Source organism: Myxococcus sp. CA051A, from assembly GCF_013336705.1.
In the GTDB taxonomy this organism is placed as follows: Bacteria; Myxococcota; Myxococcia; order Myxococcales; family Myxococcaceae; genus Myxococcus; species Myxococcus llanfairpwllgwyngyllgogerychwyrndrobwllllantysiliogogogochensis.
On record NZ_JABUMS010000004.1, the window covers coordinates 494711 to 506901 of the forward strand.

General features: G+C 67.6%; 7 protein-coding genes. 4 read left to right on the plus strand and 3 right to left on the minus strand.

The annotated features are described in order from the left end of the window. The first annotated feature begins 12 nt into the window (after positions 1 to 12). The 3 genes from HUA74_RS15570 to HUA74_RS15580 all read left to right on the plus strand — a co-directional run bounded on the left by HUA74_RS15570 (position 13) and on the right by HUA74_RS15580 (position 6400). Positions 13 to 3144: an efflux RND transporter permease subunit gene (locus HUA74_RS15570; RefSeq protein WP_174455144.1), complete on the plus strand. Its 3132-nt coding sequence runs from the start codon at positions 13 to 15 to the stop codon at positions 3142 to 3144. Positions 3145 to 3288: 144 nt separating this feature from the next. Then, the gene (locus tag HUA74_RS15575) at positions 3289 to 4767 is read left to right on the plus strand and encodes a hypothetical protein (protein WP_174455145.1); all 1479 of its coding nucleotides are present in this window, start codon (positions 3289 to 3291) and stop codon (positions 4765 to 4767) included. Between the two features lie 136 nt (positions 4768 to 4903). After that, positions 4904 to 6400 carry a pectin acetylesterase-family hydrolase gene (locus HUA74_RS15580; protein ID WP_174455146.1) on the plus strand — a complete coding sequence of 499 codons (1497 nt, stop codon included), beginning with the start codon at positions 4904 to 4906 and terminating at the stop codon, positions 6398 to 6400. Positions 6401 to 6412: 12 nt separating this feature from the next. Here HUA74_RS15580 and HUA74_RS15585 read toward each other — a convergent pair whose 3' ends face one another. The 3 genes from HUA74_RS15585 to HUA74_RS15595 are packed head-to-tail and all read right to left on the minus strand — an operon-like array spanning position 6413 to position 10484. Continuing rightward, the gene (locus HUA74_RS15585; RefSeq protein ID WP_174455147.1) at positions 6413 to 7573 is read right to left on the minus strand and encodes an STM4014 family protein; all 1161 of its coding nucleotides are present in this window, start codon (positions 7571 to 7573) and stop codon (positions 6413 to 6415) included. 6 nt (positions 7574 to 7579) lie between these two features. Further along, positions 7580 to 8941 (minus strand): WGR domain-containing protein, encoded by a 1362-nt coding sequence (locus HUA74_RS15590; RefSeq protein WP_174455148.1) that lies wholly within the window; start codon positions 8939 to 8941, stop codon positions 7580 to 7582. A 46-nt stretch (positions 8942 to 8987) separates the two neighbouring features. After that, positions 8988 to 10484, minus strand: coding sequence for a hypothetical protein (locus tag HUA74_RS15595; RefSeq protein WP_174455149.1), 1497 nt, complete (start codon positions 10482 to 10484; stop codon positions 8988 to 8990). Between the two features lie 201 nt (positions 10485 to 10685). Between HUA74_RS15595 and HUA74_RS15600 the strand changes: the two genes are divergently transcribed. After that, positions 10686 to 12164, plus strand: a complete 1479-nt coding sequence (locus tag HUA74_RS15600) for a hypothetical protein (RefSeq protein ID WP_174455150.1) — start codon at positions 10686 to 10688, stop codon at positions 12162 to 12164. Positions 12165 to 12191 lie beyond the last annotated feature (27 nt).

Genomic DNA, 12191 nt, shown 5'->3' on the forward strand with positions numbered 1-12191 from the left:
CCGGACCTTCACATGGCACGATTCTTCATTGATCGACCGATCTTCGCCTGGGTTCTGGCGATCATCATCATGATGGCCGGCGCGCTGTCCATCACCCAGCTTTCCATCGCGCAGTACCCGGCCATCGCGCCCCCCACGGTGACGGTGAACGCCGTCTATCCCGGTGCCTCCGCGAAGGCCATCGAGGACTCCGTCACGCAGGTCATCGAGCAGAGCATGAAGGGGCTCGATGGGTTGCTCTACATGTCGGCGACGAGCGAGTCGAATGGCTCGGCCAACATCATCCTGACGTTCCGCAACGGCACCGACCCGGACATCGCGCAGGTGCAGGTGCAGAACAAGCTGCAGTTGGCGACGCCGTTGTTGCCGCAGACCGTGCAGCAGCAGGGCATCGCCGTGAGCAAGGCGAGCACGGGCTTCCTGCAGGTGATTGGCTTCGTCTCCGAGGACGGCAGCATGTCGGGCGACGACATCCAGGACTTCGTCGCCACGAACATGGTGGACCCCATCTCCCGCGTTCCCGGAGTGGGCGCCACCCAGGTGTTCGGCACGAAGTACGCGATGCGCATCTGGCTGGACCCGAACAAGCTGGACACCTACACGCTGACGCCGACCGACGTCATCGGCGCCATCCGGGCCCAGAACCAGCAAGTGGTGGTGGGGCAGTTGGGTGGAACGCCCGCGGTGCAGGGCCAGCAGCTCAACGCGACGGTGACGGCGCAGGACCGCCTCCAGACGGCGGAGCAGTTCCGGAACATCATCGTGCGCGGCAATTCGGAAGGCTCCCTGCTGCGGCTCGGGGATGTGGCCCGGGTGGAGCTGGGCTCCGAGGACTACAGCGTCATCAGCCGCTACAACGGCAAGCCCGCCACCGGCGTGGCCGTGTCGCTGGCCACCGGCGCCAACGCGCTGGAGACGGCGCAGGGCATCACCGCCGCGCTGGAGGAGCTCAAGCCGCTGCTGCCGAAGGGAATGAAGGCGGTGGTGCCGTTCGACACGACTCCGTTCGTGCGAGTGGCCATCATGGGCGTCGTCTCGACGCTGCTCGAGGCCATCCTCCTGGTGTTCCTGGTGATGTACCTGTTCCTCCAGAACTTCCGCGCGACGCTGATTCCGACCATCGCGGTGCCCGTGGTGCTGCTGGGGACGCTGGGGGTGCTCACCGCGTTGGGGTACTCGGCGAACATGCTGACGATGTTCGCGATGGTGCTCGCCATCGGTCTGCTCGTCGATGACGCCATCGTCGTCGTCGAGAACGTCGAGCGACTGATGAGCGAGGAGGGCCTGTCTCCCCTGGAGGCCACCCGCAAGTCGATGGATCAGATCACCAGCGCGCTGGTGGGCATTGGCGTCGTGCTCTCCGCGGTGTTCGTGCCGATGGCGTTCCTCGCGGGCTCCACGGGTGTCATCTACCGGCAGTTCTCGGTGACCATCGTGACGTCCATGGCGCTCTCGGTGCTGGTCGCCATCGTGCTCACGCCGGCGCTCTGCGCGACGCTGCTCAAGCCGATTGCGAAGGGACACCACGCGAAGGAGACGGGGTTCTTCGGGGCGTTCAATCGCGGGTTCGACAAGAGCAATGCGCAGTACCAGCGGGCGGTGCGCGGAATCCTGTCGCGGAGCAAGCGCTTCATGCTCGCCTTCGTCGCGATGGTGGCGGTGATGGTGGTGTTGTTCCTGCGCCTGCCGAGCTCCTTCCTTCCTTCAGAGGACCAGGGCTTCCTGTTCGCGATGGTGCAGACGCCCGTGGGTGCGACGCAGGAGCGCACCATGAAGGTGATTGAGCGGGTGGAGCGGCACTTCCTCGAGAGCGAGAAGGACACCGTCAACGCGATGTTCAGCGTGCAGGGCTTCAGCTTCGGCGGCAGCGGGCAGAATGCTGGCGTCGCCTTCATCAGCCTCAAGGACTGGGCCGAGCGGAAGGCGCCCAATCTCGGCGTCAACGCCGTGGCGGGCCGGGCCATGGGAGAGCTGGCGCAGATTCAAGATGCGCTCGCCTTCGCCTTCCCGCCTCCCGCGGTGGCGGAGTTGAGCACCTCCGCGGGCTTCTCCTTCTTCCTCAAGGACAACGTCGGTCTGGGCCACGAGGCGCTGACCGCCGCGCGCAACCAGTTCCTCGGCGCGGCGTCGCAGAGCAGCCTGCTCGCGAACGTGCGTCCGAACGGACAGGAGGACACGCCCCAGTTCCGCGTCGACGTCGATGTCGCGAAGGCCTCCGCGCTCGGCCTCGCGACCGCGGAGATCAACAACACGCTCTCCGTGGCGTGGGGTGGGCAGTACATCGACGACTTCATCGACCGGGGTCGCGTCAAGCGGGTGTTCATCCAGGCCGATGCGCCTTTCCGGATGGCCCCCGAGGACTTCAACCGCTGGTCGGTACGCAACGTGAAGGGCGAGATGGTTCCGTTCTCGGCCTTCGCGAGTCCGCGCTGGGGTTCGGGTTCGCCTCGGCTCGAGCGCTTCAACGGCGTGTCGGCGATGGAGATGAACGGCGAGGCCGCTCCGGGCGTCAGCTCCGGTGTGGCGATGGCCGAAGTGGAGCGGCTGGTCTCCCAGCTTCCGCCCGGTGTGGGCCTGGAGTGGACGGGGCAGTCGTACCAGGAGCGCGCGGCGGGCGCGCAGACCCCGTTGCTCTACACGCTCTCGCTGCTGCTGGTCTTCCTCTGCCTGGCGGCGATGTACGAGAGCTGGACGATTCCCACCGCCGTGCTGCTCGTGGCTCCGCTGGGAATTCTCGGGACGGTGCTGGGAAGCACGCTGCGGGGCATGGACCGCGACGTCTACTTCCAGGTCGCGATGCTGACGACAGTGGGACTCTCCAGCAAGAACGCCATCCTCATCGTCGAGTTCGCGAAGGAGAACCTCGACAAGGGCATGGAGTTGATTGAGGCGACGTTGAGCGCGGTGCGCTCGCGTCTGCGGCCCATCCTGATGACGTCGCTGGCGTTCGGCTTCGGCGTGACGCCGTTGGCGATTGCGTCTGGCGCGGGCTCGGGCGCGCAGCGAGCCATTGGCACCGGCGTGCTCGGTGGCATGATTGTCGGCACGTTGCTGGGTATCTTCTTCGTGCCGCTGTTCTTCGTCGTCGTGCAGCGGTTGTTCAACCGACGCAAGCCCGTGTTGGACACGCCTCCCGAGGCCTGAGTCGAAAGGCTTCCAGGCTGGAGTCCGCCTTCGTGGCGGGCTCCGGCCGGGGGCGGGTTTTTGTGGAAAGACTCACGTCAGGGCATTCTGGCACTGACGTCGATAACACCCTCAGGGGCCGGACTGAGCACGTAGAGGAGCAGTATGACTCCCTTTCGTTACTCGCCACTCCTGGCCACCGGTTTGTTCCTGCTCTCCACCGCCGCGCCTGCCTCGACGAATGAGGCGGGGAAGGCGACGGTTGGTATTCGCGGGCATCGGCATTTCATTCACCACACGTCCGAAGGCAAGCAGAAGGTCACGGTGGACCTCTCCTCGGTTCCCATCGAGGCCTGGGCTCAAGGCGCCGATGGGAGCTTCTTCCATTACCCTGGCACGGGCGCTTCTGATGGAACCTTCGTCGTTCCAGGCATCCCTCCAGGCGCCACGTATACCCTTCGTGTCGGGGATGAGCTGCCCTGGTTCTCCAGCGTTGAGCGCCGACTCGACCTGAGCGAGCACAAGCTCGGGCGCGTGGGCCAGCGGACTCCTGACTCCTCCACGCACCTGGTGTTCGACGTAGGGGCCATGCGCCCGTGGCTTCCTGGTGACCTGCTCCAGCTCATCTCCGCCAACGCGGGGATGGTCGTCATCGACTTGCATGGGGGGTTCGACGAGGGCGCGCCGACGGCAGGCAACACCGAGTTGGCCCAGGCCTCATTCAACCTCGCCTGGTCTTCGGAGAACCGGCTGGTGGATTCAGCCCAGGGTGATTCCGCGATGCTGACCCACCTGGCGACCTCCGCCACGGGCGACTCCCGGTCGCTGACGGAGGTCTTCATTCCGGCTCCCTTCACCACGCCGGAGGGGCAGAGCACTCTCTTGCAGGGAGGTTTCACGGAGGTTGCCCAGACGGAGCAGTTCTCCTACGAGTTCCACGAGGCGGCCTTCACGCCCGCTATCGCGGATGTGCATCCCCGGGCCGAGAGGACTCCAGGCCGCCAGCCGGAGCTCGGTGTGAGTGTCCTGCCCGCCGGCAAGGGCCCTGGCTTCTTCTCCAGCATCCCAGACCTGCTCGAGGCGGACCTCCACGAGGGCTCGCCCGCGCTCCCGCTCCGTTATGGCAATCCCTTCCCGCGGGAGTGGCCGGCGGTCGTGAGTGTCGTCTATCCCGTCAGTGTCACCTTCGCGCTGGCAGGGACGCAGCCCACCCGGCAGAGCGCGGGCGTGTCGTATACGAACCTCCTGCGGAAGGTCGAGGGCCAGCCCCTGGCTCCGCTCCTCACGCCCGTGCGGAGCCTGAGCATCGATGGTGCCGTGGCCACGGTGGACCAGACGATGACATCACTCACGCCGACGCTGAGCTGGTCCGCTCCCGCTGCCGGAACTCCGTCCGCGCATGAAGTCTCCATCCGGCGGCTCTTCGTGTCGGGTACGCGCACCGTCGCGGCACTCGGCGTCAGGATTCGTACCGCCCAGTCTCACGTCACGCTGCCTCCAGGCGTGCTCGTCCCCGGCGCGTCCTACATCATGAGCGTGCGGGCCTTCCGTCAGGGCGACCTGGACCTCTCGCGCCATCCCCTGCGCACCGACTTCCCGGTCGCCAACGCCACGGCCTTCACGGGCATCCTCACGGCGCCGTAATGAGATGACCTCTCCTGGGGGACGCGTGATTCGGCGCGTCTCCCAGTCCGGTGCCAGGGGCAAGTCCGCGGGTTCTCTCATTGGGAATCGAAACAGGACCTCCGCAACTCTCTGGAGTGTCGTGGGTTGAGAGGGAATGCGCTCCCTCCTCCTGCTGCTCCCCGTCGTCCTGACCTGTACCGCCTGTGGTGAGGCGGAACCTCACCATGCGCCCCTCTCCGAGGTGGGCGCCACGGGCCCATCGCTCGAAGCCGTGGCGACGGCGTGTGTGCCTGGAGCCTCGGTATCCTGCTCCTCGCTTGCGTCCGCCTGGTCCGGGGGAACGGCCACCTGTCGGCCTTCGGGCAATGGCTACAACGTGACCGCGTGTACTCGCGCCGGCAATCCCATGCGCCGGCTGACGGAGACGGTTCGCCCGGCGCTTCGGGACGCCCGCTGGACGGATGCCCGGTGCAACCTGGGCGACGAGTTCGTCCTGGAGGTCACCTTCCCCCCAGTTCCTCCGGGAGGGGCTCTTCCGACGCAGTGGGTGCTGCGCCTCGAAGGCGGTGGCTTCTGCGCGTTCGACAGCGAGAGTCCGTTGGGTGGCTGCGGCAATCGGGCCATCGACCTGGTGTCGTCGGTGAACCTGCCGGCGGACCGGGCGCTGCGTGAGCGCGATCCCGCGAGCCCCGACGACTTCAGTGGCGCCATCGATGTGCTTGGCCATTACTGCTCGAGTGACTTGTGGACGGGTACGGCACTGGATGCGCCCGACATCACCTACAAGGGGACGCAGCGGGATTGGCGCTTCACGGGGGCCTACAACGTGGAGGCGATGCTCGCCGTGCTCGTCGAGCGGTATGGCCTGGACGACAACAAGCCGCTGCGCGTGTTGTGGCGGGGCGGCTCGGCGGGAGGCTTTGGCGCCTTCAACAACACGCATCGCGTCGTGAAGCGACTCCCCAAGGCCGCGAAGGCGGGACGGCTGCTTGTCTTTCCGGGCGCCGGGTACCTGCCGCTCGACTGGAATCACCCAGACTATCCCGTGCTGGGGATTGGCTCGGGGCTGGAGGCCTTCGAGCAGTTGACGAGCATCTGGAAGTCTTCGCTCACTCCGTCCTGTGTGGCCGCGCGCACACCGGGGGACCCCGTACATCCTCCGCACGAGTGCATCAGTGGTCCGGTGCTCTACGACATCATCACCGCACCCGTGTCGGAAGGGGGCTTCGACCTGCCCACGCTTGTCTGGCAGAACCGCCAGGACCAGCTCTACATGTCGAACACCGGGCTGCCGTTCCAATCGACGACCAACACCCCGGCGGAGCGCGCGGCCCGTGCCACCTGGGTGGAGTCCATGAACCGGGCCATGGGAATCACTGGAGACAACACGTCGTCGCGCATGAAGTGGCTCTTCGCGCCGAGCGACCCCGTCGTGCTCCGCGCCAACGGCACCACCGAGCCGAACGTGCATGCGGCGCTGCTCTACAACAGCGACCCTCCGACGGGGCCCGCCAACTCGCTCACCTCGGTGCTCTCGCGGTTCTGGAACACGATGCTCGACTCGGCTCCTGGGCGGGGTCGTGCCACTGGCGAGGTGCACACCTTCGATTGCAACTGGGTGCCCTCTCGCGACGCCACGGGCTGCGACTGACGCCGGTGAGCGTCAAGGTCTGGGAGGAGAGGCATTGGCACGAGCCAGTGCCAGTGCCTCGCGAATCTCCCACTCGTAGACGCTGAATCCCTCGCGCTGCAGGCCGGGCAGCAGGTCGCCGAAGGCGTTCGCCTCCACCACGCGGTGCCCGGTGAAGTGCTCCTCGAACATCAGGTCGATGCCCACGTGAAGGCAGTCATGGGCCCGCGCCACCACGCGGCAGCTCTCCATCGCGGCCTTCCATTCGTTGCGCGGCACCGCTGCTTCCAGCTCCTCCGGCTCCCCACGCCAGCCGCCCAGGTGCAGGTTGGTGATGGGGCCTCGGCTCTGGCGCACCACCGTGAAGGCGGGCTCCCCACCCACCGTGAGCACCCGACAGTCGAAAGTGTCGCCGCCCAGTCGCGCCTTGGAAATCGAGCGCTCCACCTGTGAGCCCTCGCGCAGCAGGAAGCCCAGCACGTCCTCCACGCGCTCCGGCTCCGTGATTCGACGCACCTTGAGCGAGTTGTACCAACCCGTCGGTGCCTGCTCGATGGTGGTGACCAGCGACTCCCTCTCGCGGTGCCTGCGGAAGATGGCCAGACACGACGCTGACGAGCCGCAGGACACCTTCACGAAGACCTCGCGCCAGTCCTCATCGTCCATCCGCTCGCGCAGCGACGCCGCGTCCGTCACCCCGTCCAAGGGCTCCGGCACGGGCACACCCAACGCCGCGTACCTCCGCGAGGTGATGCGCTTGTCGAACAGGTCCGCGATGCTCGCGGGCGACTGGAGCACCCTCCAGCGAGGCCGCTCCCGGAACACCGCCTCCAGTTCGGAGAGGACTCGCAGAAAGCCCAGGTGTCCCTGGCGTGGAGCCAGGATGCGCCCGTGGTCCTCGACGAGCGCGTCCACGTCCTCCGGCGCGAGCACCTGACAGCCATGCTCCAGCGCGTCTTCATGGCCGCGCTTGAGCAGCGCCTTCTCCACCTCCCAGCTCTCCCCCGCGGCGTCGATGCGGACGAAGGCGTCCGTGTCGGGCAGCCGCGCGAGGAGGGCGGGGTGCTTCACCAGCTCCCGCCAGGGCACCACCCTCGCGGGAGGAAGGCCCTGGCGGGCCAGCGCGTCCTGGAACAGCGTGACGCGCCGGTTCTCGGCGTTGCCGATGAGGATGAAGTCAGGCACCGCCGTCATGGAGTGCTACTCGCCCACCGCCGCGTAACGGTATTCCTCGTCGTAGTCGCGCTGGCTGCCCGCCGCCACCGTCGCGGCCAGCTTCGCCACCAGCTTCTCGCCGGCCTTGGTGAGCGTGTTCTCCGTCACGTCCAGGTGCTTGAGGTGCTTGAACGCCGCGGCGTTGTCCGCGAGCGTCTGCGCGCCCGTGTCCGACAGACAGCCCATGGACAGGTCCAGCTTCTCGAGCTGGGGGAGGATCTTCGCGGTGGGCAGCGCCTTCGCCAGCTCGTCCGTGAACTCCGAGTTGCGCAGGCCCAGCACCTTGACGTTCGACAGGCCCTTGCCGTCGAGGATGGGCTGGATGTCCTCCACGCCGCCCTCCGCGCCGTAGTTCTCCGAGCCGAACCAGACCTCCAGCTTCTCCAGCTTCGGCCAGTTCGCGCTGGCGATGGACTTCACCGCGCCCAAGGGCAGGCCGCCCGTCTCCATCGAGAACTCACGCAGCTCCGGCAGGTCAATCTTGCCCAGGTCCGCGTCCGCGCCGCGCAGCCGCAGCGAGCGCAGGTTCGGCAGGACCTTGTAGAGCCCCGTGACGTCGTTGATGTACGACCAGGAGATCTCCGTCTCGTCCGGGTACTCGAAGTCGCCGAGGAACAGGCTGCGCAGCGTCGGCATGCCCTTCGTCTTGACGATGGCCTCGACGACGCCCGCGTAATAGTTCTCGCCCTCCATATCCACCATGCCGATGGTGAGCGACTGGAGGAACTTCGCGGAAGGATGCGCGAGCAGCTTCACCAGCGTCTCGGGGACCTCCAGCTCGGAGTCGTAGTCCTTCTTGCCCAGCCGCGCGTCGCGGATGAAGCCCAGGTGCCACTCCACCTTGAGCTCCTCTTCGGACCAGGCCTTGGCCAGTCCACCGAGCAGCAGCACCTTGTGCTTCTTGATGTGCGCGGTGATCTGCCGCTTGAGGGTGGAGGCCTCCGTGCCCTCGGCCTTCGACACCGCGTGCTGCAGCGCGACCAGCTCGCCGCGCGGGTCGCCCTGGCTCTGGAGCCAGTCGCCGTAGACCAGGTACGCGTCCACGTTGGCCGGGTCCTTCTGGATGGCGGCCTCCAGCTCCGGGTTGGACTTTCCCTCGACGCTCGGCGACTCGTCGTCTCCGTCGTCGCCCCCTTCACCGTCGCCCACCAGCTCGTAGCCCTTCTTCTCCTTCTCGCGGACGAGCTTGTCGTACTCCTTCTGCGCCGCCTCGGGAGAGTCGAAGGACTGCGTCTTCTCCTGGCCGTCGGTATCGATGCGGCCCCATCGCGTCGTGAAGGACTTTCCTTCGAACGTGATCTCCCAGAACTTGTTGGAGCTGCCTTCCTTGAACTCGTACCGCGGCATGGCCCGTCCTCTCCTGCGCCAAGCGTGGCGCTTCCCGGACCGGACGCTAGAGAAGCCCTCGCGCAAGCTCAAGCGTCGTTCCGGTCCAGGCCTCCCATGGCGTCTCGGGAGGGCCTCCCTCGGCGCCAACTTCCGGGATTTCACGCGCGGGTGAAGAAGTTCCCCGGCCCGGCACATGGAGCCTCGGGCTCGGCTCGCTCAAATCCAGGTGATGCAGCCCCACGCGGGCGGGCACCTTCGTCGTGTCGAGCCGCGTTTGACGGGTCGCGTCGAGCAACAGCACGTCCACCCGGGCCCGCTTCGCCTGCACCGCCGCGTTCGCCAGCACCTCGTCGGAGTCTCGTGGGGTGAGAATCTCCGCGGTCCCCCGGGCTCGCCACTCGCGCAGCAGCAGCTCGCACAGGCCGCGCTCCGCCTCCAGCGGGTGGGGCCCGTCGCCATCCCAGGGGAAGGCGACCTGGAAGCGCAGGTCCTGGTCTCCCAGCCACACGGACAGCCGGCGCACCAGGCACAACACCAGTCCCATGGCCACCACTGCGCGCTGCCACCGCACGCCGGTGTCCTTCACCCGCGCGTCCGCGAGGCTCGGCGGGAGGACGAAGGTCACCACGCGGCGACGGCGCACCGCGAGGCTCTCGTCGCGGGTGTAGTAGAGCAGCTCGCCCTCGACGTAGCGCACGTCGAACAAGTCCAGCGTGGGCTCATCCTCCATGTAGACGAGCTCGGAGGTGACCAGGTTCTCCAGGCTGCCCACGTTGGAGACGGAGGAGAATCCGCCCTGCGGAAACGCGGCGTCATCCTCCATCGCGGTGGGCGCGGGGCCGGTGGACACGGGGCGTGCGCGGAGGCGGGGCGGAAGGGCGCGAGAGAGGGCCTCGGCGGCTTCCACCGCCTGCTCCAGCGCCAGCCGCTGCGCCTTGCCCTGGAGGTGCTCCAGGTTCTCCAGCGTGAAGGCTTCCGCGTCACCCAGCAGGGCACTCGCGCGCCGGGCCCCGGTGCTCAGGGCCTCGTAGCCCTGGGCCAGTTGCTCCAACGCGGGGCCGGGCTCGCGCAGGGAGATGTATCCGGATGACAACAGTTCCCCAGGTGGACGTTCCAGGACGCGCCGCGCGAGGGCTGGGCTCACGGAGGTGCCGGCGGTGAAGCCCATGCGGGAGAGGAGGCGGGCCACGAGGAAGGCCACGCCTCGGGGCCGCAGCGGCTCCGGCAGGCGGGCGAGCGCGGCGGACACGGCCTCCAGGTGAGGCTCGGCGGCGAGTCTCGCGAGGACATGGTCGTCGTACGCGCGCACCGCGGCGCGAAGGCGGGGCAGGGTGTCGGGGATGGGCAGGGATGGGGCCAGGGGATGGCCGGCGACGAGCCTTCCTAGGTCCGCGACCAGCGCGGGTGGCGGAAGCGTGGGTGTCTCCGCGAGCGTGGCCAGGAGCCAGGGCACGCTCGTGGCGAGGGACTCCGCGTCGAGGCCTTCTTGTCGCGCGAGGGTGAGCCCGGCGCACAACCAGCGTTCCGTGTCCTGGGGGCCTCGCGACTCCACTGCTGCCATGCGTCCTTTCTGTATCACTTCCGAAGGCGCCCGATGGAGGGGCGTGTCGGCGCGCGGAGGTGATTCTGGGGACTTTCGGCAGGGGGCCCAGGGGCCGAGCCCTGTCTTGCGATGGACAGCCTGCTCGGACCGAGGGGCAGTTGCTCCGTGCTTCCCTGGTTCCCACCGTCGCAGCCCGTGCTCCGAGGGGGAGGAGACACCATGCGCGCGAAGTATGGCCTGGCCGTGTTCTGTCTGGGTGGATGGGGGTGTGGGGGTGCTCCGGAACTGGAGCCCTCTCCGCTGGAGTCGCAGCCGTCCCAGGTGGCCACCCTGGCCTGTTCACCCGAGGGGGCGCGGCGAGTGAAGGTGGTCGTGCCGCCCGGGACGCCCCAGTCGCCGACCTTCACTCCCATGCCCACGGGCATCCGGGACGTGCAGGGCACGGCCTACTTCTCCGTGAACCTTCGCGATGGAAGCGCCACGCTGTGGAAGAGCCAGGGAACGGAGATGAGCACGGCGCCGGTGAAGGCGTTCTCGGCGACGTCGCCTGGCAGGAACATCTCTTCGCTCTCGTCCCTGGACAGTCGCTTCCTGTTCCAGGTCTACACCGAGGAGTACGGTCGGGAGCCGTGGATCACCGACGGGACAGAGGCGGGCACGCATGTGTTGAAGGACCTGACGCCCGGGGCCGCGGGCTCGGCTCTCTCCCAGTTCGCCTCCTACGGTACGTTCGTCACGTTCTTCCGCACCTGGCAGGTGATGGACCCGCCGAGGCCACAGGTGGAGCTGTGGCGAACGGATGGCACGGACGAGGGGACGACGCAGCTCGTGAACCTCGGCGTCCTGAGTACCCTGTCGCCGAGCTACGTGCGGACCTCCAGCGCGCATCTGTTCTTCCTGTCCAGCCCGGAGCACGGCACCGCGCTGTGGCGCACGAATGGGACGTCCGGCGGTACGGTCTTCGTCAAGCGACTGGATGCCAACGTGGTACCCGTGGTCGATGTCGGAATCACCGAGGACGGGAGCACGGGACTCTTCACGCTCCGGGACGGGGTGAACACGGAGGTGTGGAAGTCGGACGGCACGGCCTCGGGCACGGTGCGGCTGGAGTCTTTCGGTCGTGAGATGCGGATGCTCGGCTCGCTGGGCGCGCACGTGTACCTGACGAACGCGGACCCGGTGACGCAGCGGATGGGGCTGTATCGCGTGGCGCTGGCGGGCGGAGGCAAGGCCACCGTCACCGTCCTGGAGAACCCCTACGCGAACCAGGAGGCGGCGTTCCCATACCTGCAGTCGTTCACCCGCTCGGGAGGAAAGCTGTACTTCGCCGTGGCCATCAGCAGTCCGGGGCCCGCGTATCGCGTGGTGAAGTTGTGGGTGACGGACGGCACAGCCACGCAGACGCGCCCGATGCCTGGCTCGCTGAGCGTCTCCGACGAGTTCTCTTCGTCCGTCCATCCCATCGACGGCGGCGGGGTCATCTTCGCGGGAGCGGATTCGGCGGGCTCCTACACGAACCCCTGGGTGAGCTACGGCACCGACGCCACCACGGCGGAGGTGACGGCGACTCCGTCATTGGTGACGTCGTCGCCCGAACGCTTCGCTCGCGTTGGCGGCAGCATCTACTTCACCGCGATGGATGACACGGGCTGGTACCAGCTCTGGGCCGCGCCCGCCAACGTGTCCTGTACTCCGTAGCGACTGCTCGTGACACGGGGACCTGGA